Origin of the sequence: Phenylobacterium sp., from assembly GCF_037189685.1 — a bacterium.
In the GTDB taxonomy this organism is placed as follows: domain Bacteria; phylum Pseudomonadota; class Alphaproteobacteria; order Caulobacterales; family Caulobacteraceae; genus Phenylobacterium.
Window position 1 is genome coordinate 75964 of sequence record NZ_JBBCIT010000011.1, and the last position, 22458, is coordinate 98421.

26 protein-coding genes are annotated in these 22458 nt (G+C 70.1%); 6 read left to right on the forward strand and 20 right to left on the reverse strand.

The features are described from left to right. Nucleotides 1-91: 91 nt before the first annotated feature. From WG212_RS07815 to WG212_RS07845, 7 genes are all read right to left on the reverse strand, one after another. Entirely contained in the window at nt 92-1063 is a 972-nt protein-coding gene (locus WG212_RS07815) for a mitochondrial fission ELM1 family protein (protein ID WP_337186520.1), read from the reverse strand. A 28-nt stretch (nt 1064-1091) separates the two neighbouring features. Then, nucleotides 1092-1565 carry a transcription elongation factor GreA gene (greA, locus tag WG212_RS07820; RefSeq protein ID WP_293376272.1) on the reverse strand — a complete coding sequence of 158 codons (474 nt, stop codon included), beginning with the start codon at nt 1563-1565 and terminating at the stop codon, nt 1092-1094. 138 nt (nt 1566-1703) lie between these two features. Beyond that, nucleotides 1704-2204: an ATP-binding protein gene (locus tag WG212_RS07825; RefSeq protein ID WP_337186521.1), complete on the reverse strand. Its 501-nt coding sequence runs from the start codon at nt 2202-2204 to the stop codon at nt 1704-1706. 11 nt (nt 2205-2215) lie between these two features. Next, nucleotides 2216-3004 carry a glucose 1-dehydrogenase gene (locus WG212_RS07830; RefSeq protein WP_337186522.1) on the reverse strand — a complete coding sequence of 263 codons (789 nt, stop codon included), beginning with the start codon at nt 3002-3004 and terminating at the stop codon, nt 2216-2218. A 212-nt stretch (nt 3005-3216) separates the two neighbouring features. Beyond that, on the reverse strand, nt 3217-3390 hold the full coding sequence (locus WG212_RS07835; RefSeq protein WP_337186523.1) for a hypothetical protein: 174 nt from the start codon (nt 3388-3390) through the stop codon (nt 3217-3219). A gap of 185 nt (nt 3391-3575) precedes the next feature. Next, the gene (locus WG212_RS07840) at nt 3576-4562 is read right to left on the reverse strand and encodes a hypothetical protein (protein ID WP_337186524.1); all 987 of its coding nucleotides are present in this window, start codon (nt 4560-4562) and stop codon (nt 3576-3578) included. Further along, nucleotides 4562-5590, reverse strand: coding sequence for an alpha/beta hydrolase-fold protein (locus WG212_RS07845; RefSeq protein WP_337186525.1), 1029 nt, complete (start codon nt 5588-5590; stop codon nt 4562-4564). The genes WG212_RS07840 and WG212_RS07845 overlap by 1 nt, the downstream gene beginning before the upstream one ends. 149 nt (nt 5591-5739) lie before the next feature. Between WG212_RS07845 and WG212_RS07850 the strand changes: the two genes are divergently transcribed. Continuing rightward, the gene (locus WG212_RS07850) at nt 5740-6000 is read left to right on the forward strand and encodes a hypothetical protein (RefSeq protein WP_337186526.1); all 261 of its coding nucleotides are present in this window, start codon (nt 5740-5742) and stop codon (nt 5998-6000) included. Nucleotides 6001-6016: 16 nt separating this feature from the next. On the opposite strand, the gene WG212_RS07855 is transcribed toward WG212_RS07850, so the two are convergent. Then, complete coding sequence (locus tag WG212_RS07855) at nt 6017-6466, reverse strand: DUF6152 family protein (RefSeq protein WP_337186527.1); 450 nt, start codon at nt 6464-6466, stop codon at nt 6017-6019. A 46-nt stretch (nt 6467-6512) separates the two neighbouring features. Further along, nucleotides 6513-7376, reverse strand: a complete 864-nt coding sequence (locus WG212_RS07860; protein ID WP_337186528.1) for a hypothetical protein — start codon at nt 7374-7376, stop codon at nt 6513-6515. Nucleotides 7377-7521: 145 nt separating this feature from the next. On the opposite strand from WG212_RS07860, the gene WG212_RS07865 reads away from it, so the two are divergent. Then, complete coding sequence (locus WG212_RS07865; RefSeq protein WP_337186529.1) at nt 7522-8142, forward strand: TIGR02466 family protein; 621 nt, start codon at nt 7522-7524, stop codon at nt 8140-8142. 85 nt (nt 8143-8227) lie between these two features. Here the strand turns inward: WG212_RS07865 and WG212_RS07870 are convergent, their stop codons facing one another. Both WG212_RS07870 and WG212_RS07875 read right to left on the reverse strand, forming a co-directional pair. Next, on the reverse strand, nt 8228-9871 hold the full coding sequence (locus WG212_RS07870) for a M20/M25/M40 family metallo-hydrolase (protein WP_337186530.1): 1644 nt from the start codon (nt 9869-9871) through the stop codon (nt 8228-8230). Between the two features lie 65 nt (nt 9872-9936). Beyond that, nucleotides 9937-10602: a winged helix-turn-helix transcriptional regulator gene (locus WG212_RS07875; protein ID WP_337186616.1), complete on the reverse strand. Its 666-nt coding sequence runs from the start codon at nt 10600-10602 to the stop codon at nt 9937-9939. A 93-nt stretch (nt 10603-10695) separates the two neighbouring features. Here WG212_RS07875 and WG212_RS07880 point away from each other — a divergent pair, with 93 nt between their 5' ends. Beyond that, nucleotides 10696-11037 (forward strand): DUF1428 domain-containing protein, encoded by a 342-nt coding sequence (locus tag WG212_RS07880; protein ID WP_337186531.1) that lies wholly within the window; start codon nt 10696-10698, stop codon nt 11035-11037. A 56-nt stretch (nt 11038-11093) separates the two neighbouring features. Here the strand turns inward: WG212_RS07880 and rpoD are convergent, their stop codons facing one another. The 5 genes from rpoD to WG212_RS07905 form a co-directional block, all read right to left on the reverse strand. Then, nucleotides 11094-13022, reverse strand: coding sequence for an RNA polymerase sigma factor RpoD (rpoD, locus tag WG212_RS07885; RefSeq protein ID WP_337186532.1), 1929 nt, complete (start codon nt 13020-13022; stop codon nt 11094-11096). Between the two features lie 434 nt (nt 13023-13456). Then, nucleotides 13457-15394, reverse strand: coding sequence for a DNA primase (gene dnaG / locus WG212_RS07890; protein WP_337186617.1), 1938 nt, complete (start codon nt 15392-15394; stop codon nt 13457-13459). A gap of 136 nt (nt 15395-15530) precedes the next feature. Further along, on the reverse strand, nt 15531-16403 hold the full coding sequence (gene sigJ, locus WG212_RS07895; RefSeq protein WP_337186618.1) for an RNA polymerase sigma factor SigJ: 873 nt from the start codon (nt 16401-16403) through the stop codon (nt 15531-15533). 10 nt (nt 16404-16413) lie between these two features. Beyond that, complete coding sequence (locus WG212_RS07900) at nt 16414-16971, reverse strand: hypothetical protein (RefSeq protein WP_337186533.1); 558 nt, start codon at nt 16969-16971, stop codon at nt 16414-16416. Between the two features lie 3 nt (nt 16972-16974). Further along, nucleotides 16975-17367 (reverse strand): hypothetical protein, encoded by a 393-nt coding sequence (locus WG212_RS07905; RefSeq protein ID WP_337186534.1) that lies wholly within the window; start codon nt 17365-17367, stop codon nt 16975-16977. Between the two features lie 54 nt (nt 17368-17421). On the opposite strand from WG212_RS07905, the gene WG212_RS07910 reads away from it, so the two are divergent. After that, the gene (locus WG212_RS07910) at nt 17422-17904 is read left to right on the forward strand and encodes a GxxExxY protein (RefSeq protein WP_337186535.1); all 483 of its coding nucleotides are present in this window, start codon (nt 17422-17424) and stop codon (nt 17902-17904) included. Between the two features lie 37 nt (nt 17905-17941). Here WG212_RS07910 and WG212_RS07915 read toward each other — a convergent pair whose 3' ends face one another. Continuing rightward, nucleotides 17942-18640, reverse strand: coding sequence for an HAD family hydrolase (locus WG212_RS07915; RefSeq protein WP_337186536.1), 699 nt, complete (start codon nt 18638-18640; stop codon nt 17942-17944). Nucleotides 18641-18801: 161 nt separating this feature from the next. On the opposite strand from WG212_RS07915, the gene WG212_RS07920 reads away from it, so the two are divergent. Further along, nucleotides 18802-19929, forward strand: a complete 1128-nt coding sequence (locus WG212_RS07920) for a response regulator (RefSeq protein WP_337186537.1) — start codon at nt 18802-18804, stop codon at nt 19927-19929. Here the strand turns inward: WG212_RS07920 and WG212_RS07925 are convergent. Continuing rightward, complete coding sequence (locus tag WG212_RS07925; protein WP_337186538.1) at nt 19908-20153, reverse strand: DUF1272 domain-containing protein; 246 nt, start codon at nt 20151-20153, stop codon at nt 19908-19910. The genes WG212_RS07920 and WG212_RS07925 overlap by 22 nt on opposite strands. 62 nt (nt 20154-20215) lie before the next feature. Next, entirely contained in the window at nt 20216-20650 is a 435-nt protein-coding gene (locus tag WG212_RS07930; RefSeq protein WP_337186539.1) for a DUF1330 domain-containing protein, read from the reverse strand. Nucleotides 20651-20725: 75 nt separating this feature from the next. On the opposite strand from WG212_RS07930, the gene carA reads away from it, so the two are divergent. After that, on the forward strand, nt 20726-21892 hold the full coding sequence (gene carA / locus WG212_RS07935) for a glutamine-hydrolyzing carbamoyl-phosphate synthase small subunit (protein WP_337186540.1): 1167 nt from the start codon (nt 20726-20728) through the stop codon (nt 21890-21892). A gap of 146 nt (nt 21893-22038) precedes the next feature. Here carA and WG212_RS07940 read toward each other — a convergent pair whose 3' ends face one another. Beyond that, nucleotides 22039-22428: a GxxExxY protein gene (locus WG212_RS07940; protein ID WP_337186541.1), complete on the reverse strand. Its 390-nt coding sequence runs from the start codon at nt 22426-22428 to the stop codon at nt 22039-22041. Nucleotides 22429-22458 lie beyond the last annotated feature (30 nt).

Below are 22458 nucleotides of genomic sequence, written 5' to 3' on the forward strand. Positions count from 1 at the left end.
CGTCCCTGTGCGGGAGGCTATCGGCAATTCCTTAGCTAAAGTTACTGCGCGGGGCGAACGCAACAACAATGCGTCGCGTGGCGGCTCCGGCTCAGGGCTCGCCGTCGTAGCGGAGCAGGATTTCCTGCGCCGCCCGGTCCGTTTCGGCCAGCGGCGCATAGGCGGACGCCGCGAAGGCGCCGTCGAACGGCGCCGCGATTCCGCGGGCGGCGAGGTCGGCGTGGAACCGGGCCAGCTTGGCGCTGTGCCCCTTCATGGGCAGGACGAAGACGGGCTTGCCCGTGGCCGCCGCGTCGGTGGCGAGGTTCGTGGAGTCCTCGGTGACGAGGATCGCGTCCGCGGCGGCCAGGAAGGCGAAGTAGGGGTTGTCGCCCGCGCCGTCCCACACCCAGCCCGGCAGGCCGGCGAACGCGGCGGTCATGGCGTCGCGCGCGGCCGTCGGCGTGCGCCGCGTGAAGGAGACCATCAGGGCGCCGCCGGCGGCCTCCACCGCGGCCCTCACGTCCCGCGCCATACGCCGGGCCAGGTCGGTCGGCAGGTCGTGGGCCCTGGACCGGCCGCCGACGATCAGCGCGATGCGTGGCGCGGGCAGGGCGTCGAGCCGCTCGGCGAACCGCGCCTGCGCCAGGGCCAGCGTCTCGGCGGTGACCCGGTTGGGCGCGCCCAGGATCGGAACCACGTTCGGGCCGTCCAGCCCGTCATGCGTCGGCGGGACGACCACGTCGAAGCGCGCCAGCGGCGCCTTGGGATCCTGGGCCTGGACCACGAACGTCTTGCCGCCGCTCCAGGCCAGGATGCGGGTCGATAGGGGAAGGGTGGCGCGGCCGGCGCCGATCCAGATGTCGGGCCAGGGCTGGGCGATCGGGTCGCCGGCGCGGGCGGCGGGCGGGATCAGACGCCAGGGCAGGCGTCCCAGGCCCCATCGCCAGGCGATCCGTTTCGGCGTGACCAGAGCCGGTCGCCGGCGGGCGATCGCTTCGGCCAGGCCCAGGGCCTGGGCCTCGATGCCGGCCCGGCCGTCCGAGACGGCCCAGATGCGCAGGGGACGGGGCGCGCCGCTCATCGGCGCGTCGCGCGCAGGGCGGGGTGGGTCAGACCCACTCCACCTTGACGATCTCGTAGGCCTTGACGCCGCCCGGCGTGTTCACCTCGACCACGTCGCCGGTCTCCTTGCCGATGATCGCGCGCGCGATCGGCGAGGTGACCGACACGCGGCCGCGCTTCACGTCGGCTTCGTGTTCGCCCACGATCTGGTAGCGGGCCTCTTCCTCGGTGTCCTCGTCGACGACCGAGACCGTGGCGCCGAACTTCACCTGCGAGCCGCTCAGCTTGGAGACGTCGATGACCTGGGCGCGGGCCATCTTGTCCTCGATCTCGGCGATCTGGCCTTCGATCCAGCCCTGGCGCTCCTTGGCGGCGTGGTACTCCGCGTTCTCCGAGAGGTCGCCGTGCGCACGCGCTTCGGCGATGGCGGTGATCACCGCGGGCCGCTCCACCGTCTTCAGACGCTTCAGATCTTCGTCGAGGGCCTTGTAGCCCTCGGCGGTCATCGGAACTTTTTCCATCGTGACTCGAGATTCGCCTTGCTCAATCCCCAGCCCACGGGGGCATGGCGCATGCGCCCCCGGGGGCAGAAAAGCTAGGATTGTGCGGCGCAAAAATCAAGTCCGACCCTTGGATGGGTCGGTTCGCGGGCGTCTTCGTCATGCGCTTTCGCTGATGATCGCGCCGTCCAGCTCCTCGGGGAGCGGCGGTTCGTAGACGCCTTCGATGAAGTCGAAGAGCTCGGGCGTCACCTCGATGGCGAAGTTCTCCCCGCGCACCACATTGCGCTCGGCCACCCGTCCGCGACGCACGTCGGCCGAGGCGGTCACGAAATGCCACTGGATCGGCAATTCGGCGCCGTCGGCGATCTCGCGCACCCGGGCCCGGTCGGCGCGGCTCATCAGGCCGATGTCCAGGATCACCGAGGTTCCGGCCGCCAGCACGCCGGCGGCGGCCGACCAGATCTGGGCTTCGCAGCGCTGCACCCGCTCCACCATCCAGGCGTATTCGATGGGGTCGGGCATGTCGGGGGCGAAGAGGCGCGCCATCCACTCGTCCAGGATGAACGCCACCGCGCCTTCGCGCCGGGCGAAGGTGTGGGCGTAGGTGGTCTTGCCGGCGCCCGAAGGACCGAAGACGACATGCAACGTGGCGCTCATGGCCCGCCGAGCTAGCGCAGGGTGAGCCCGCCGTCGATCACCATCTCCATCCCGGTGATGTAGCGGGCCTCGTCCGAGCACAGCCACAGCACGCCGTTGGCGATGTCCTCGGGCACGCCCTTGATTCCCATCGGCACCGCCATCGCCGACATGGCGTCCAGGTCGGGCATGGCGTTGGCGCCCGGCGTGATCGCCGCCTGCACCGTGATCCAGATGGGCGTTTCGATCAGGCCGGGGTGAACCGAGTTCACGCGGATGCCGTCGCGCGCGTTGGCGCACTCCAGCGCCACCGACTTGGTGAAGAGGCGCACGCCGCCCTTGGTGGCGCAGTAGCCGGCCAGGTTGGGCGAGCCCTTCAGGCCCGCCACCGACGACATGTTCACGATGCTGCCGCCGTCGCCGCTCTCTCGCATCAGCGGGATGGAATGCTTCACGCCCAGGAACACGCCGTCCAGGTTGATGGCCGTCTGGCGTCGCCAGTCGGCGAGGCTCATGTCCAGGATCGATCCGCCGATCCCGATGCCGGCGTTGTTGACCAGGATGTCCAGCCGGCCGTGGCGCGCCTTGATCCCCGCGACCACCGAGGCCCACGCGTCCTCGTCGGTGACGTCCTGGCGCGCGTATTCGGCGCGGCCTCCGGCCGCCTCGATCCCCGAGGCCACGTCGCGGCCCAGGTCGTCCTGGATGTCGGTTAGGACGACGGTCGCTCCCTCGGCGGCCAGCTTCTCGGCGCAGCCGCGCCCGATTCCGCTTGCGCCCCCGGTGACCAGAGCCACCTTGCCCGCCACTCGCCCTGCCATGACGCCTCTCCCTTATCGTTGTTCAGTTGACGTCCTAGCGCAGCCTCGGCGCGGGGCCTAGCCGTCTCGTCAAGACCCGGACTCAGGGCCCGGACCTGGTGTCGGGAGAGGGAGGGTTCGGGCGCAGCACACCCCGTCTCGCCGCGCGGCGCGCGGCGGCGGTCTCGTGTCGCCGATGGCCCAGGCGTCAGGTCGGCGGGGTCATCCCCCGGCTACTGCATCCACTTCGGAGTGGTGTCGCCCGTGGTGACGATACCGAAGATCAGGCCGATGGCGAGCAGCACGATGGCGCCGACCATGACCATCCCGATCATGCCTTCGAACCTCTCGAAGGGGCGCCGGGCCTTGTGAGGCTTGGCGTGGGTCGTATGCGACTCGGTTTGCATGACGTCTTCCTCGCAATCCGTTGTGGAGTTTCTTGGTCTCCACGCCAGGCTGCGGCAGACGCCAGAGGCGTCCCCCGGAAGTTCGCAGGGCTCTGTCGAACCCCTCATGCGGGCCGCCGGGGCGCGCCCTTGCCGCCTGTCTCAGTCAGGCGATGCGGCGAGTCTGCGCCTTCGCCGAACGGCGGTCAACGTGCAATCGGAGGCGCCCCATCTTCGCCGGGCTGCAATTTCTGCGCGCGGGTCGCGGCCAGGGCGTAGATGTCCGTGGGCGTCAGCCAGTCGTTCACGGCGCCCACGATCGGACGGCCGCCGAAATCCCCCCGCACGAAGCTGCCCTGCCAGGCGCGGCCGTAGATGGGGATCTCGTAGCGGACCAGGGCTTCCAGGCGGCCGGGCGTCTGGAGGCCGTCGCGGAAGCGCCAGGCGACCGCTCGCGAGGCGTCCGGCGGATCCAGGGTCATGTCGGCCAGGGGCGCTTCGGCGCCGTCGACCTGCCAGCCGCCGGTCGCGCCCTGGGCCAGCAGCAGGGTGGTGGCGTTGAGCCCGTCGCCCGCCAGGAAGGCGTAGTTGAAGGGGGCGTCGAAGCGCGGCGCCGCCTGGCGCTGCTCATGGAATTTGGCCAGGCCTTCGTGCTCGAAGGTGCGGCCGCCGATCTCCACCCGCGCCCGGCACAGGCCATAGACCTCCTCGCGCCCCTCCAGCACCTGCGCCGAAAGCGGGCTGACCGCCTGGAACCTTCCGTCGATCCGGCCCTGGACCGGCCCCTCGCCGTGGGGGGCGCTGCGGCTGTCGTGGAAGCCGAGCTTGGCCGCCAGCCGCACGGCCGGCAGGGCGCCCTGCCGCCGCGTGCGCAACAGTTCGGCGTCGGCGCCAGGGGCGCGCCAGCGAGCCAGGGGCTCGGCCGCCAGCCGTTCGGCGCCTGCGGGCAGGTCGTGGCGGGTGAAGGCGTACAGCCGACCCTCGTGCAGCAGATGGCACCAGAGCCAGGTGAAGCCTTCCACGGGGAACCGGCAGAACCGCAGCGTCAGCGCCGACGACCCGTCGCGCGCCACCGACATCACCATCGCGGATTCGGAATAGGCCTTGCTGCCGCGCACCCTCAGGTCGTCGGCGTGAGCCGCGCCGGCGAAGGCCAGGGCCGGAGCTGCGGCGATCAGGTCGCGCCGGCGCATCAGCGCGCCTCCTTCGGCGGCGAGGTCGGGGGGAGCGGGGGCCGCGGCTCGTCGTCCGGAACGCCCGCCGCGCGGCGCATCCGCGTGATCACGGCCGCCTGTCGGGCGAAACTGTCGTCGGGCGGCGGCGGGCGCAGCACCTGACGGTCCAGGAAGCGCAGGGCGTCCCGCACGCGGTGCGGGATCGTGCGGCCCAGGTGATCGGCGCCGCGCACCAGCCGGTACTCGTGGGGCACGTCGTGGTCCCACATCACGCGATGGAGGAATTCCACGCCCTCGTGCAGGTTGAACATGTCCAGGTCGCCGGCCTCCACATAGATCTGCAGGCCCGAATCCACGATCTCCCGGCGGTTGGCGATCACCATGTTTGCGGGGTTGGAGCGCTTCCAGAGCGCCGGGTCCACGGGGTCTCCGAAGACCTTCCTGAAGAACGCGTCGTCGCGCTGGAACCGGTTGCGCATCTTCACCGCGTCGAAGTCGAGCGCGGGCTCGATCCCCGCCTCCAGCGCCGCCAGCCCACCGAACACCTGCGGATGGTTCAGGCCCAGGCGCAGGGCGCCCAGTCCGCCCATCGAGATACCGGACACCACGGTGGCCTCGCGCCGCGCATCCAGGCCGTAGCGGCGGCGAAGCTCGGGGACCAGTTCGGTGACGATGAAGGTCTCCCACCTCTGGGAGCCGTCCTTGAAGTCCATGTAGAGCGAACGGCCGACATCGGGCGTGGCCACGGCGGCGGGCGGGAAATCGCCGGCGGCCCAGGCGGCCTCGATCGTCGGGCGCATCTGGGTCAGGAAGCCGTTGTCGCCCCCGCCGCCGTGCAGCATCAGCAGGAGCGGAAGCCTCTGCGCCGGCGTGTGTCCGGCCGGCAGCAGCACCGACACCTTGACCGGCGAAGGGACCTGCTTCGACGTCAGCTCGATCGTCTCGATCCGCGACTGGGCGCGAGCCGGTTCCGCCGTCATGAGTCCCGCCGCGATCAGGGTCGCCGCAATCAGGGCGCTGAGCACGCCCAGGGTGGCTTTCGGCACGTTCCCGCTCCCGTATTTCCCGGCAGGCTAGCCAGCTTTCGCCCGATGGGGGAGGCGGCACCCCGATAGCCCGGGTCTATGAGTCCGCCGGTCATGGACATACGCGTCGCGCGGCGGCAAACCCGCGGGGATTTCGCGGGAGCAGGTTCATGGTCGATCTCGACGACTACATCGACGACGGCGACGCGGCGGGCGACGTCGCCGCCGACTTCGTCGCGCTCAAGGATTGCCTCAGGGCGCTGGCCGACGCCGTGGCCAGCACCAATCTGGCCGTCATCAACGCCGCCCAGGGCGATCCGTCGGCGGCCACACAGCGCGTCCAGGCGTCGGTCGCCGCGCTGAAGCGTTTCCACGACGCCTACAAGGTGCTGGACCAGGCCGACGAGGCCGAGCCGGACGAGGAGGGGTAGCGGCCGGGCGGCGGTGTCAGCGATCGGTGGGGTCCGAGCCGTCCTTGGGCGCGCCGGTGCCGGACGAGCCCATGAACAGCTTCTTGCCGTCCGGCAGGGTCACGTCGCGCCCGTTGGCCTTGCACGCCGGCCGGCAGAGCTTGTCCTTGGACTGATAGCCGCGGACGATGATCTCGGTGCCCGGCCGCAGCGAGTTGCGGTCGATCCCGGCGCGCAGGAGGGTGTTGGGCGTGCCGCCCTCGACCATCCAGGCGGTGGTGGTGCCGTCCGGGTTGTTGGCCGCGATGTGGACCCAGGCGTGGGGGTTGATCCATTCCACACGGGTCACCTTGCCCCGCAACAGCACGGGCGCCTTGCCGTCGAACTCGGCGGCGAAGGCGTGGTGGGCCCAGGCGGCCCCGCCCGCGGCGACGGCGCCCAGCGCGGCGGCGACGGCGGTGGCGACGATCACGGTCTTCTTGGTCATCCTCTAGCCTCCAAAGGCCAAACACATTCGGTCGCCGGCGGCGGGCCTACTTCAGCGGCACTTTCCGCAGGTCGCCGTACATCAGCTCCTCCACGAACTCGACGCACTTGAACTGGCCCAGCCGCGCATCCTCGCCCTGGCGCTTGTAGAGGTTGAAGCTCATCTTCCAGGGTCGCGTGAAGGTGGCGGGGTCGGTGATCGTCGCCTCGTAGCGCAGGGTGGTCGGGCCGGTGAGGGTCCAGCGCTCCTCGACCGTCATCTGGTCCGAATGGTGATTGCCCGCCCGGTCGAACCAGGTGCGGTCGTTCATGCCGGACACCTTCACCACCAGGGTGTCGCCCTCCCATCGGGCCACCGACTGGCCCATCCAGCTGTCCACGGGGGGCGGACCGGGGTCCTTGAACAGGATGTTCCGCAGCGCGCCCGCATACTCGTAGGCGATGATCATCGAGTCGCCGGCCTGGAAGATCTGGAACGGCAGGTGCATGTAGTTCGCCCGCGGCACGCCGGGCAGGTAGCACTTCACCTCGGGGTCGCGTTCCAGATAGTGGGCGCGGTTCTCGTCGCGGAGCTTCCGGGCTTCGTCCGTGTAGGGGATCTCGCCGCCCTCCACGATCCCCGCGCCCGCCGGCACGGCGCCCACCGCCCCCAACGCCAGCACGTCCTTGGCCGGCAGCGGCACATAGGGACCGGGCCGAAGCTGCAGCGCCGCGCGCGCGCCGTGGGGCTCGATATCCCAGCCGGCGGTGTTCATCACCTGCCAGACGCCGTTCAGGTCGGGCTGCCTGGTGCCTGGAAGGCGTGGCGCCTTGTACGTCGCGGCCCCGCGAGCCTTCGGCTGGGCCTCGGCGGCGACCGGCGCGGCCAGGAGGCTCGCCGCCACCAGCGCCGCCAGCATCCTGATCATCATCCGCTTCCCCCGTCTTCCCGTCTTGCCTGTTCCCGTCTTGGCCGACGGGTTTCCTTGATATCCGGCCGAGCCTAGACGACCCGCCCGCGCCCGGCCAGACGCAGCAGGCGTTCCGAAAACCGCCGGGCTGAGGTATGCCGCGCGCATGACGCTGCGCCCGCTCTTCGCCACGCCGATCTACGAGGCGACCCTTACAACAGACCGCAGCTTCGAAAATTTCAACGGCGAGATTTTGGAGGCCTGCGAAGCCCTGGCCGCGGAAGACGCGGCGGGGCGCGCCTGGAGCCGGGCGCACGGCTACGGCGGCTACACCTCCTACGCCTCGCTCGACGACCTGCCGCAGCGGATGAGCGTGTTCGCCGAGCTGAAGCGCCGGCTGGACCGGCACGCCCGCGCGTTCGCCGAGGCGCTTCACCTCGACCTGGGCGGCCGCCGGCTGGCGCTCGACAGCCTGTGGGTGAACGTCCTGAAGCCGGGGGCGGGGCATTCGGGACACATCCATCCCCACAGCACCCTCTCCGGCACGGTCTATGTGGCCACGCCGCCGGGCGCGAGCGCGCTCAGGATCGAGGACCCGCGCCTGCCGCTTATGATGGCGGCGCCGCCGCGCCGCGCCGATGCGCCCGAGGCGGCCCGCGCCTTCGTCTACCTGCAACCGCAGCCCGGCACGATCTACATGTGGGAAAGCTGGCTGCGCCACGAGGTGCCCCCCAACCGCGCCCGGACGCCGCGGGTGAGCGTGAGCTTCAACTACGGCTGGCGATAGGCGGGCCCGTCTCGCCCTCGGTCATCCGCAGAGGCGCCGACGGCGGGGCTGGGCGGGCCTGGGCTGGGCTGGGCGGGCCTGGGGGTCAGTCCGCCACCGATCCCCTGGGGCCGAATTTCAAGCCGAAGAAGTCGCCCCTGTTCCAGAGCGGGCGGGCGTCGGCGTCGGCCAGTTCGCGGGTGATCTCGTAGTTGATCCGGGCGAACTTGGCGCCGGCGGCGTAGTCGATCGGCTGGGCCAGGTCGTCGCAGGGCTTGTGGTAGCACTGGGCCAGGAAGCCGCGGAACTTCGCCTCTCCGCCGTTCTGGAATCCGGTCATCAGGAAGGTGGACGGCACGCCGATCTCCACGAACCGGAAGTGGTCGGAGCGGGTGAACAGACCCTCCTCGGGCATCGGATCGGGCGACAGGGCGACCCCCGTGCGGGCGGCCGCACGCTGGACGGCCTGGGCGATGCCCGACCGCTCGGACCCGAACGCCACGACGTCCACGAAGTCGTAGGTCAGAACGGGCATGTCGAGGTTGACGTTGGCCACCATCGTCCCGGCCACCGTCGGGTTTCGGGCGAAGTATTCGGCGCCCAGCAGGCCCTTTTCCTCGGCCGTGACGGCCAGGAACAGGATCGACCGCCGGGGCGCGCGGCCCGAGTCCCGGAACGCGCGGGCCACCTCCAGGGTGGTGGCGATCCCGCCGGCGTTGTCCAGCGCGCCGTTGTTGATCGAGTCTCCGTCGACCGGCGCGGTGACGCCGATGTGGTCCAGGTGGGCCGACAGGACGATGACCTCGTCCTTCAGCTTGGGGTCCGAGCCGGGCAGCAGGGCGGCGACGTTGGCGCTGCGGGTGGTCTTGGTCTCGGTGCGGATCGCGGCGTCCAGGCGGTAGGGCAGGGCGAAGCGCGGGGCCTCGCCCCGGGGCTTCTCGGCCGCCGCCACGGCGTCGGCGTAGGGCCGGCGCGCGCCGGCGAACAGCTTGGTCGCGCCGGCCACGCTCAGCGTGGCCAGCATCGGCGTGCGCGGCGCGGGGTCGAAGGCCGTGCCGTCGGGCCGCGTCCAGGTCATCGACCAGCTCTCGGCCGCCCGTCGCATCTGGGCGAACGGACGCCTCGTCTCGTCGCTGGGGCGATAGGCGAGCACCAGGCCCACGGCGCCGTTCGCCTCGGCGGCGAGGCGCTTGGTGCGCACGCTGCCGTAGTAGGCCCGCTCCTCGGTCTGGAAACCGGATGGCGCGCCCTGGAAGACCACGACGATCTTTCCCTTCACGTCCAGGCCGCGATAGTCGTCGCGGCCGCGTTCGGGCGCCACGACGCCGTAGCCGGCGAAGACCAGCGGCGCGTTCAGCTTCAGCTCCGCCGCGCCCAGGGGGCGGCCGGTGATCACGTCCTCGCCGGGGACCAGGACCGTCTCGGCGCCGGCCCGGCCCACGAGGGCGAAGCGCCCGTCGTCCGCCTGGCGCACGGCCAGCAGCGGCGTTTCCTGGAACCACGAGCCCCCGCCGCCCGCGGGCGTGAGGCCGAGCTGGGCGAACTGGCTCGCCACATAGGCCGCGGCGACGTCGTAGCCGGGCGAACCGGCTTCGCGGCCCTGCAGCAGGTCGGACGCCAGGAAGGTCATGTGGGCCTTGATGCGCCGGGCCGAGTCCTGCGGCTCCAGGGGCGTGGCGGGGACGGTCTGCGCGAGGGCGGACGAAGCGAACAGCGTGGCGGCGACCAGGCCGGCCAGGACTTTGGACAAGGCGAAAGAACTCCGAGGTTTGTCCGATTCTAGCCAAGCTGGCCCGCCACGGCCAGTCGTGGCCCTCAAGTGGCCTTTGGCGGCATCTCATAGAGGTCCGCGAACCGCATGAAGGCGGCAACGTCTCCGGTCACCGACAGGGCGCCCGCGGCCTGCAGTTCGGCCAGCGGCGCCTTCCCGTACATGACGCCCGCCACCGCCGACGGCGCGCCGATCACCCGTGCATCGGCCCGTTCCGGGTCTCCACGCTCAGTGACGAGGACGCCGTCGCGCACGCTTACCGTGAACGCCTCGTCTTCGAACCGGAACCCCAGCGACACGTCCAGATCGCCAGCGACCGTCGGGTCGAACTTCGCCTGGAACGACAGCATCAAGGCGACCGGGCTCAGCGGCAGGGTCGGATCGTGGAACGGCGAGCGCACCGCCCATTTGCCCAGCTCCAGCACGATCGGCCGCGCCTCCAGCCCCCATTCGGTCAGCTCGTAGACCTGCACCGACGCCGGCGGCGGCAGCTTGCGCCGGCGCACGATCTTCGAGCTCTCCAGGCCTTCGAGCCGCTGGGTCAGCACATTGGCCGACACCCCCGGCAAGCTCGCCCGTAGATCCCCGAACCGACGCGGCCCCAGCATGAGTTCGCGCATCACCAGCAGGGCCCATCGGTCCCCGATGAGGTCCAGTGCGTGCGCGGTAGCGCAGGCGTCGTCATAGCTGCGTGGCGATTTCTTAGTTATTTTTAATAACTCCTGACTTGCATAAGATAACTACAACGGGCATCCCTCTCAAGGGCGTCCCACGCCCCGACGCACCCCAAGGGAGACCCACTGATGCCCTATATCGACGGAATGGTCGCCGCTGTCCCCACGGCCAACAAGGATGCGTACGTGGCGCATGCGAAGGCCACGGCCGCGATCTTCAAGGAGCACGGCGCCATCGGCTGCACCGACGCCTGGGGCGACGACGTCCCGGACGGCAAGGTCACGGACTTCCGCAAGGCGGTGCAGGCCACCGCCGACGAGACCATCGCCTTCGCCTGGATCACCTGGCCGGACAAAGCGGCGCGCGACGCCGGGTGGGAGAAGGTGATGCAGGATTCGCGGATGCATGAGCTGCAGATGCCGTTCGACGGCAAGCGGATGATCCACGGCGGCTTTGCGCCTCTCGACTGATCCGTAGAGCCGAGCCCAAAGCAGAAGGGGCGGCCCGTGGGCCGCCCCTTTTCGTATCAACTGTCCAGGAAGCTCCGCAGCTTCCGCGAGCGCGAGGGGTGCTTCAGCTTGCGCAGGGCCTTGGCCTCGATCTGGCGGATACGTTCGCGGGTGACCGAGAACTGCTGGCCCACCTCTTCCAGGGTGTGGTCGGTGTTCATACCGATGCCGAAGCGCATGCGCAGCACCCGCTCCTCGCGCGGCGTCAGGCTGGCCAGCACGCGGGTGGTGGTCTCGCGCAGGTTCGACTGGATGGCCGCGTCGATCGGCAGGACGGCGTTCTTGTCCTCGATGAAGTCGCCCAGGTGGCTGTCCTCCTCGTCGCCGATCGGCGTCTCGAGGCTGATCGGCTCCTTGGCGATCTTGAGGACTTTGCGCACCTTCTCCAGCGGCATGGCCAGCTTTTCGGCCAGCTCTTCCGGGGTCGGCTCGCGGCCGATCTCGTGCAGCATCTGGCGGCTGGTGCGGACGATCTTGTTGATCGTCTCGATCATGTGCACCGGGATGCGGATGGTCCGCGCCTGGTCGGCGATCGAGCGGGTGATCGCCTGCCGGATCCACCAGGTGGCGTAGGTCGAGAACTTGTAGCCGCGGCGGTACTCGAACTTGTCGACCGCCTTCATCAGGCCGATGTTGCCCTCCTGGATCAGGTCCAGGAACTGCAGGCCGCGGTTCGTGTACTTCTTGGCGATCGAGATCACGAGGCGCAGGTTGGCCTCGACCATCTCCTTCTTGGCCTGACGCGCCTCGCGCTCGCCCTTCTGCACGGTCTGGACGATGCGGCGGTAGTCGTCGATCGGGACGCCCGTTTCCTGGGCCAGGGCCGCGATCTCGCTGCGGATGTCGCCGATCTGGCCGGCGTCGTTCTCGGCGAACTTGGTCCAGCGCACGCCCAGCGGCTTCACCTGGGCGCCCCAGTCCGGGCGCATCTCCGAGCCCAGGTAGGCCTTCAGGAACTCGGCGCGGCTGATGCCGTAGCTGTCGGCCAGGCGCAGCAGGCGGCCTTCCAGCACCATCAGGCGCTTGTTGATGGCGTAGAGCTGCTCGACCAGGGCCTCGATGCGGTTGTTGTTGAGCTTCAGCGTCTTGAGGTGCTGCACGATCGTGCTGGTGGCGCCGGCGTAGGCCGTGCGGTCGGCCGCCGCCAGGTCCTGGCCCTGCAGCCGGGCGGCCACGAGTTTTTCCTGCAGCAGGCGGAAGCCTTCGAACTCGCCGGCGATGGCGTCCAGGGTGGCCATCACGCCTTCGCGCAGCTCGGCCTCCATCGCGCTGATCGTCGGGCCGGCGCCGTCGTCGAAATCGTCGTCGTTGTCGCCGTCGCCTTCACCCTCGCCGTCCGGCTTCTCCTCGGCCTCTTCGGTCTCCTCGGCCGCCATGTCGCCGGCCGCGGCCGCCACCTGGCCGCCGTAGGTCTGCTCGAGGTCGATCACCTCGCGCAGCAGGATGCGGCCGCCCTCCAGTTCCTCGCGCCACACCATGATGGCCTCGAAGGTGAGCGCGCTTTCGCACAGGCCGCGGATCATGGTGTCGCGGCCGGCCTCGATGCGCTTGGCGATGGCGATTTCGCCCTCGCGCGAGAGCAGCTCCACCGAGCCCATTTCGCGCAGGTACATCCGCACCGGATCGTCGGTGCGGTCGTAGGCCGGCTCCTTGGTGGTCTCGACCACCGCGGTCTCCTCGCGGACCGCCACCTCGCCGCCCTCGGCGTCGTCCTCGGACTCCACGACGTTGACGCCCATCTCGCTCAGCATGGCGAGGGTGTCTTCGATCTGTTCCGAGGTGACTTCCTCGGAGGGCAGGACCTTGTTCAGCTCGTCCATCGTGACGTAGCCGCGGGTCTTGGCCTGCTTGATGAACTTCTTGACCGCGGCGTCGGTGAGGTCGAGCAGCGGGCCGTCGGTCGCCGTGGTTTCCGGGGCTTCGGCTTCGGCGGTGTTGGCGCTCATCTAAATCTCCAAACTCGGCGTCGCCCCTGGGCCGTGAAGGCGCTGCGGAGGCGGGCCGGCAGATGGTGGTCCGCACGCCCGGAACGAAGGGGTCGCGACACGACGACCCAGGCGCACGATGAAATGTTCCCTATGGATACGGTCATCCGCAGCGTTTCGTCGCAGGCAGACGCGCAAAAGGACAACGCGCCGCAAGGGATCATCCCCTCGCAGCGTCCTTCGGCGTCGTCCGCAGGCGCGGGCGCCGCGGGGACTTCCGCGCTTCGAGGGAGACATCATCATCCGTGAAGGGGGCGCGTCCGAAATCGCGACGGCCCGGCGATGTCTGTCGCAAGCACGCTAAATCCGCAGCCCGCAGATGGCGCGCGGGACGCCGGGTGTCAAGGCGCGCGAGGCTCATTCCGGGGCGCCGGCGCCCGCCCACCGCGCCGCCTTCAGTGCGGCAGCACCACCGTCGGACCGTCGCCGCCGCTGGCCCAGTCGCTGTTGATAAGGCGGCGCAGGTGGTCGCGCTCGGCCTTGAGCGGGGCCAGCGTCGCCAGCGCCGTGGGGTCGCGGGCCACGTCCTGCACCGCCGCCTCGACGGCCCGCTCCAGGGCCTCCAGCTGCATGAGGAGATCGAAGGCCTGGCGCCAGAGCAGGCGCGCCCGCTCGCGCGCGGCGGTCGGGTCGAGGAACGGCGCGGCGACGCCGGCCCGGCTGGCGTCGCGGTCCATCCGCGCGATCATCGCCGCGTCCACGCCCCGGGCCTGGAGGCGCCGCATCACCACCTCGAATTCGGCCTCCTCGGCCTCGTAGCGCAACTGAACCAGCTCGTGGGCGATCTGGTCCAGCTTCTGGTCGCCGAAGCCGTGCGAGCCCACCAGTTCGATGGAATCGTCGATGATCGCCGGATCGAGGAGGGCGGCCTTGGCCAGCGCCGCCGCCAGCGGCCGCGCCGACTGTTGCAGCGCCTGCGCCGCGCTTCGCGCCTCGGGCGTCGCCCCGGCCGTCGCGGCGCGTCGCTTGGCCCATCCGTGGTTCGACAGCGCCCGGCCCGCCGCGCCGGGCTCGTAGACGCTGGCCGCCCGGGGCGAGAGCTGGTCGAACCGTCCCAGCAGGTCCTCCTTGTAGGCGGCCGCGAGGTCGCCGTCCGGGATGCTCGCCGCCAGCTTGCGCAGGCGCACCTTGAGCGCCGTCCTGCGCTCGGGCGTGTCCAGCGGCTGGGCTTCGTCGTGCTCGCGGCGGAACAGGGCTTCGGCGAAGGGGGTGGTCCTCGCGAGCTGGGCCTTCAGCGCCGCGGGCCCCTGTTCGCGCAGCACGTCGTCGGGGTCCTTGCCGCCCTCCACGATGGCGAACCGGAAGCTGCGCCCGGCCTTCAGCAGCGGCAGGGCCCGGTCTATGGCGCGCGCCGCGGCCTGGCGGCCCGCCCGGTCGCCGTCGAAGCACAGCGTGGGTTCGGGATGGTGGCGCCACAGCAGCTCCATCTGGTCCTCGCCCAGGGCCGTGCCCATGGCCGCCACCGCCGGCACGCCGGCCCGCTGGCAGGCGATGACGTCCATGTAGCCCTCAACCACTGCCAGCGACGGGTTCTCGTCGCCTTTCGCCGCCGCGAGGATCTTGCGCGCCTCGGACAGGCCGTAGAGGTGGTGGCCCTTGTGGAAGACGACCGTCTCGGGGCCGTTGAGGTACTTCGCGCGGGCCTGGGGGTCCATCGCCCGGCCGCCGAACGACACCACCCGGCCGCGCGCGTCCAGGATCGGGAAGACGATCCGGTCGCGGAAGCGGTCGAAGGGCGCGCCGCCGTCCTCGGGCGCGACCAGCAGCCCCGTCTCGACCAGGGCTCCCGGCTGGGCGCCCTTGGCGACGAGGTAGTCCTTGAGCGCGGTGCGGCCGCCCCGGGCGTCCTTGGCCGGCGCGAACCCGATGCGGAACCGCGCCCATTCCGCTTCGGGCAGGCCGCGCCGTTCCAGATAGGCGCGCGCCTCGCGGCCGGCCGGCCGGCGCAGCTCGGCCTCGAACCACTGGGCCGCCAGTTCCAGCCAGTCGGCCAGGCCCTGGCGCTTCTTCTCCTGCTCGGCGCCGCGCGGGTCGACCGCCGGCAGCGGCACGCCCGCCTCGCCCGCCAGCCGCTCGACGGCCTCGGCGAACGTCAGCCGCTCGGTCTCCTGCAGGAAGGTGATGAGGTCGCCCGTCTTACCCGACGAGAAGTCGAAGAACATCCCCTTGGCGTCGTTCACGTAGAACGAGGGCGTCTTCTCCTTGTTGAAGGGCGAGAGGCCGACGTACTCCTGCCCCTGCTTGCGCAGCTTGACCGTGCGGCCGATGACGTCGCTGGGCCGCAGCCGCGACTTCACCTCCTCCACGAACCGCTCGTCGAACCGACCGACCATCCGAATCACCTGCGGCGGTCGGTTGGCGTCACGCCAGTCCAAACCGCGAATCATCCCCACTCACGTTGCGACTGTGGATAGTTCTCACGACAGAAACGGACGTACATCCGGCGACGAAGGCGACGCGGGTCGAGGTTTAGAGATGCCGCAGCTTGTCCGGATTCCGCATGACGTAGATGGCGGCGATCCGGCCGTCCTCGCCCGGCTCGAATGCCAGGGTCTCCGGCCCGTCGTGCAGGCGCAGCAACAGGCCGGGGCCGCCGTTGATACGCACCATCTCCAGGCCTTGCACGCCCATCTCGCCGTGGCGCCAGAGGATGCCCTGGAAGAGGCCGATGATGTCCTCCCGGCCCACCAGGACCCGCAGCGCCGCGATGCGCTTGCCGCCGCCGTCGCTGACCATGATCGCGTCTTCCGCCAGCAACTCCGACAACGCCCCGGTGTCCGCGGTCGCCGAGGCGGCGGCGAAGGCGGCGGCCAGCTTCATCGCCTTGTCCCGATCCACGGTGAAGCGCGGCCGGGCGTCCTGCACGTGGCTGCGGGCTCGGCTGGCGAGCTGGCGCACGGCGGCCTCCGAGCGCTCCAGGGTCTCGGCCACCTGAGCGTAGTCCTGATCGAACACGTCGTGCAGCAGGAAGACCGCCCGCTCCAGCGGTGACAGCCGTTCCAGGGCCAGCAGGAAGGCGATCGAGAGCTCCTCGGCGCGCTCGACCGGGTCGTCGGCCGTCATGGGTTCGATCAGGGGCTCGATCAGCGGCTCGGGCAGCCACGGCCCCCGGTACGCCGCCCGTTCGGCCTTGGCGGCGCGCAGCCGGTCGATGCAGAGCCGCGTGACGACCCGCACCAGCCAGGCGGCGGGATCGTCCACCCCGTCGCCGCCCCGGCTCCAGCGCAGCCAGGCGTCCTGCACCGCGTCCTCGGCCTCGGTGACCGAGCCCAGCATGCGGTAGGCCAGCCGCCTCAGCCGCGGGCGGTTGGCCTCGAAGGCGTCGGTGAGCGCCACGTCCATCGCCGCCACCCTACGCCGCCAGCTCCAGCCGGGCGATCCCGGGCGTCACGGCCTCGCCCGCCACGGTCACGCGCGAACAGGCCTTGCCGTAGCCCAGGGCGTACTTGAGCGTCGGGTACATGCGCGCGGCGGTCAGGGCGAGGCCGATGGCCACCAGCGCCGGCTCGCCCCAGCGGCGGACGATCTCGTCGCGCAGGGGATCGCAGGCCTCCATGTCGCGGGCCAGGCTGGCGCGGGCGAAGCGGTAGGCCAGCGCCGCCGTCTCGCCCATGCCCGCCTCGTCGCCGGCCACCACGGCGCGCAGGATCGCCGGGTCCACGCCGTTCGCCACGGCGATGTCCACGCCCACCTGGACGCAGGGGCCGCAGTCCTCCTGCAACGTCCCCACGAGGCCGGCGGCGGCCAGCGCCTCGGGCGGGGCGGCGCGGCGGTCGGCGGCCTGGGTCCCCAGGCTGAACCTGAGCAGGCTCCAGGGATTCTGGCGCAGCACGTGGCGCATGTAGCTGGCGTCATAGCCGAAGGCGGCCTCGAAGCGATCGAGCTGGCGGGAGAGGAAGAACTTGAGCACGGGTCAGACCTCGCGGGGTTTGCGGAGAAGGGCGAGCGCCAGGGGGATTGCCGCCAGCAGGAACACGCCCACGGCGTCGCGGCGCAGGTCGGCCAGCGGGGTCGCCCCGCAGGTCGCGTCATAGACGTGGATGGCGGCGTGCAGGGTGAGCCAGGCGGCGGCCGCGGCCAGCGCCGGCCACCCCTGCCGCGGTCGCCAGGCGAACCAGGCCAGCGCCAGCGCGCAGGTCGCGTAGATCGCGCCGATGTCGCGCACGAAATGCGGGTTGAACGGCCCTGTCTGCGGCACGCCCGGCACGGCGTCGTACCAGGCCAGCGGCGCAAGCAGCATCACGAGCCCGTTCGCGCCCAGCACGAGGCCGGTCACCCCGGCCAGGTATCGATCCCAATGGCGCATCGCCGCCCTCCGTCGGTTCTGCATCCAGGACGGAGAGATGGGGCGAGGTGTGACATGGCGGTCGCAGAAAGGTTGGGAACCACAGAAAACACAGAAAACACAAAATGGGCTGGAGATGGTTCTTATTTTGTTCCATTTTCAGGCATGGATGATCTCGACTCTGCTCAGTTCCTCTTCAAGGACGAGGCGTTCCGCATCCGGGGAGCTGTGTTCCAAGTTTATCGCACGATGGGAGCCGGGTTCCTCGAAGCGGTGTACCAGGAGTGCCTCGCGATCGAGCTTGCGAAGCGCGAAATCCCTTTCGAAGCGTCCAAGGTTCTTGCCCTCAGTTATGACGGCGTGCTCCTTAGACAGACCTACGTCGCCGACTTCGTCTGCTTCGGGCAGATCATTCTTGAGCTGAAGGCGCTGCGCGCCATCGCGCCCGAGCATCGGGCGCAAACGATCAACTACTTGCGCGCTGCGGATATGCGGCTGGGGTTGCTGGTCAACTTCGGCGCCACACCCCGCGTGGAGATCGAGCGCTACGCGCTCTGACATCATTCTGTGTTTTCAGTGTTTTCTGTGGTTCAACCTAGCTGAGGCTCCCCAGCCAGCCGGGAAGCTCGGAGATGCTCGCCAGCTCCGTGAAGCGGGGATGGTCGGCCGGCGGGTCGGCGACCTCGTGCGCCCAGGTGATGGGGTACGGGATATAGGCGCCCCAGGCGCCGGCCTCGATCGCGGGCAGGATATCGGAGCGCAGGGAGTTGCCGACCATCACCGCCTCGCCCGCGCCCGTGCCGTAGCGGTCGAAGACGCGGGCATAGGTCGAGGCGTCCTTCTCGCTGACGATCTCGACCGCGGCGAACAGGTCGCCCAGGCCCGAGGCGGCCAGTTTCTGCTCCTGGTGCAGCAGGTCGCCCTTGGTGATCAGGATCAGGCGGAGGCCGGCTTCCGCCAGCTCGGCCAGGGCATTGTCGACGCCCGGCAGCGGTTCCACCGGCTCGGACAGCATCTCGCGGCCCGCGGCCAGGATGTCGGCGATCAGGCGCCCGGGTGGCTGTCCCTCGGTCAATTCCATCGCCGTCTCGATCATCGAGAGGGTGAAGCCTTTCACGCCATAGCCGTAGAGCCGGAGGTTGCGCTTCTCCACCTCGGCCAGCCGGGCCGTGGTCAGCTCGTGGCTGGCGTAGTCCGACAGCATCGCGCGCAGGCGATCCTGGGTGAGGCGGAAGATCGTCTCGTTGTGCCAGAGCGTGTCGTCGGCATCGAGGCCGACCGTGGTGATGCGCATGGCGGCGATCCATACGGCCGCGCGGCCATCCTGCGCAATCGCCGGGCAGGGGGCGCCCAAAGCGCGTGCAGCGAGCGCCAACGGCTTATGCAACAAGGGATTGCGAGGTTTTGGTAACCCGGCCCGGCAATGCTTTTCTGGAGTTGATTCGGAGGCCGCCGATGGCCACGGGGGGAATCTGGCGCTGGATCGGCGCGCGGCTGGGCGGCCGTGCGGTCGCGGACGCACAGGCGCAGGCCGACCTAGCCGAGACGCGGCTGCGTGACGCGATCGACGCGATCCCCGAGGGGGTGGTCTTCCTGGACGCCGAGGGGCGCTACATCCTCTGGAACCGGCGCTACGCCGAGATCTACCATCGATCGGCCGACCTGTTCCGGCCGGGCGCCCGGCTGATCGACACCCTGCGCGAGGGGGTGGCGCGCGGCGACTATCCCGACGCCATCGGCTGCGAGGCGGCCTGGCTGGCCGAGCGCGAGGCCAAGCTGGCCCAGGCCACGGGCGAGCGGCACGAGCAGCAGGTCTCGGACGGCCGCTGGCTCATGATCGAGGAACGCCGGACGTCGGACGGGGGCGTCATCGGCCTCAGGGTCGACATCACCGAGATGAAGCAGCAGGCCGCCGCCCTGGAGGAGGCGCTGGTCCACGCCGAGGCGGCGCATCGGGCCAAGGCCGAGTTCCTGGCCGACATGAGCCACGAGCTGCGCACCCCGCTGAACGGCGTCCTGGGCCTGGCACAGGCGCTGGACGCCACCGACCTCTGCCCGGACCAGCGCGCCCTGGTGTCGGACATCCGCGCGGCGGCGCGTCAGCTCAATCGCATCGTCAACGGCCTGCTGGACTATGGCGACGCCGACCTGGCCGTCGACGAGCGGGCGGGCGTCGCGGGTCCGGACCGGCCGCTCCGCGTGCTGGCCGCCGACGACAACCCCACCAACCGCAAGGTCATCGAGCTGATGCTGGAGGCGGCGGGCGTCCAGGTCACGACCGTGGAGAACGGGTACGAGGCCGTGGAGGCCTGGCGGGCGGGCGGGTACGACGCGGTTCTGATGGACCTGCGCATGCCGGTCACCGATGGCCTGGCGGCCATCCGCACCATCCGCAAGGACGAGGCCTCTCTGGGCCGGGCGCGCACGCCCACCATCGTCCTGTCGGCCAACACCTCGCCCGAGGACCGGGCCGCCTCGGCCGCCGCGGGCGCCGACGGCCACATCGCCAAGCCCATCCGGGTCGAGACGCTGTTTGCTGCGCTGGACGCGGCGCTGTCGCCTCAGGTGGCGCAGGCCGTGTGAGGCTTGGTGACCCGCTCGGCCGAGGGCGGGAATTTTTCCAGGAGGGCGGCGGGCCGGATGGGTCGCGCCACCAGCCCGCCGCCGCAGTTGGGGCAACGGCCGCCGAAGCGTGCGTCGGCGCAGCCGGCGCAGAAGGTGCATTCGAAGCTGCAGATGCGCGCCTCGGCGCTGTCGGGCGCGAGATCGCGGTCACAGCATTCGCAGTTGGGACGGAGGGCCAGCATGCCTCAGCCTAGGTTGAAGCTGATATAGCTGAAATGACGGATTTCCCTCATTTCCCGCCACTTTATTCCCCGAAGCCCTCGCCCGGTTCGCGCACGGGCTCCAGGCGCAGCAGGCGCGAGTCCGCCACGCCGGCCGTCCGGTGCAGCACCAGTTCCCGGTACTCGGGGTCGCGCACCATGGCGATGAAGGCGTCGGCGCTCGGGTACTCGGCGATGAAGGCGATGTCCCAGGCCTCGGCCTGCGGCCCCGTCAGCATCACCTGCGGCCGCCCGGCCCAGACCTGGCGCCCGCCCAGCCGCTTCAGGATGTGCGCGGTCGTGCGGCCATAGGCGCGGTAGGCGTCCCGGCCGCTCAGGCCCTTTCCGTGATCGGGGTGCCCCTCGGGATACGTCGCCTCGGGCTTCAGCCGCACCAGGTTCAGCATCTGGATGGGCTGGTCCCGCGGCAGGCCCTTGAAGATCTCCCAGGCCTCGCGATCCGGATCGATATGGGTCATGACACTCCCGTCGCATTGACCGTCCCCGCGGGACTCACTACCTAGCCCGCCGTTTGCCTACAAGGAGAGCCGCCGATGAGCCGTGACCTGTTGCCTGGCGTCACCGGCGTTCTCGCGCTGGCGGACGGGACCGTCCTGCAGGGCGTCGGGGTCGGCGCGGTCGGCGAGGCCGTGGGCGAGGTGTGCTTCAACACCGCCATGACCGGCTACCAGGAGATCCTGACCGACCCCTCGTACATGGCCCAGATCGTGACCTTCACCTTCCCGCACGTGGGCAATGTGGGGACCAACGTCGAGGACATCGAGCAGATGTCGGGCTCGGCGGCGACGGCGGCGCGCGGGGCGATCTTCCGCGACGTTCCGACCCGCCCGGCCAACTGGCGCGCCGACGGCGACCTCGAGGCCTGGATGGCGCGCCGCGGCGTCATCGGCCTGGCCGGCGTGGACACCCGCGCCCTGACCCGCGTGATCCGCGAGCGCGGCATGCCCCACGGCGTCATCGCCCACAGCCCCGAGGGCCGGTTCGACCTGGACGCCCTGGTCGAGCAGGCGAAGGCGTGGTCGGGGCTGGTCGGACTGGACCTGGCCAAGGACGCCACGTGCCTGCAGGCGTTCACCTATGACGAAGGCCTGTGGGACTGGAACGGAGGCTACGCCAAGGCGGGGTCGCCGCGTTACGAGGTGGTCGTCGTCGACTACGGCGTGAAGCGCAACATCCTGCGGGCGCTGACCTCGGTGGGCGCGCGGGTGACGGTGGTGCCGGCCAGCACGACGGCCGACGAGATCCTGGCGCGCAACCCCGACGGCGTGCTGCTGTCGAACGGTCCCGGCGACCCGGCGGCGACGGGGGAATACGCCGTGCCCGAGATCCGCAAGCTGGTCGACAGCGGCAAGCCGGTCTTCGGCATCTGCCTGGGCCACCAGATGCTGTCGCTGGCGCTGGGCGCGAAGACGGTGAAGATGGAGCAGGGCCACCATGGCGCGAACCATCCGGTCAAGGACCTGACGACCGGAAAGGTCGAGATCGTCTCGATGAACCACGGCTTCACCGTGGACCGCGACAGCCTGCCCGAGCCTGTGGTCGAGACCCACGTCTCGCTGTTCGACGGCACCAACGCTGGCATCGCGCTCAAGGACCGCCCCGTCTTCTCGGTCCAGCACCACCCCGAAGCCTCGCCCGGCCCCACCGACAGCCTCTACATCTTCGAACGCTTCACCGCCCTCATGGACAAGGCGAAGTAGACGCGACGATCCATCGGCGGCGAAGCCGCGACAAGATTCATCCACGGATGCACACGGAGACACACGGATCAGCCTGGTTCACTCGCTGATCGAAATGACGGGTCACGGGCCATCCGTGTGTCTCCGTGTGCATCCGTGGACGAGTCTCACAGCGCAAAGCGCTCGATCTGTGTCTTTGGACCTGCGCCGAAATTTATCAGCAGGCCCAGTTTCAGGCCCGTAGCCTTCAGATAGTTCAGAACTTGGGAGCGATGCCCTGGCGTGAGAATGCTGAGCGCCTTCAGTTCGACGATAATCTCATCAAAACAAATGAAATCCGGTACATAGCTCTGTTGGAGTTGAATTCCCTTGTAACTCAGCCGCAACCGCGGTGCGGCCCGAAAGGGGATTCCCTGGCGCGAGAACTCCAGCGCCAGACACTCCTGATAGACGCCTTCGAGAAAGCCGTGGCCCAGGACGTTGCTGACCTCGAACGCCGCCCCCCGAATTCGGAAGGCCTCATCCTCGAAATGTAGGCCATACGAGGCGTCGCTCATCGGGCAAACATAGGGCGGGCGACTCGAACA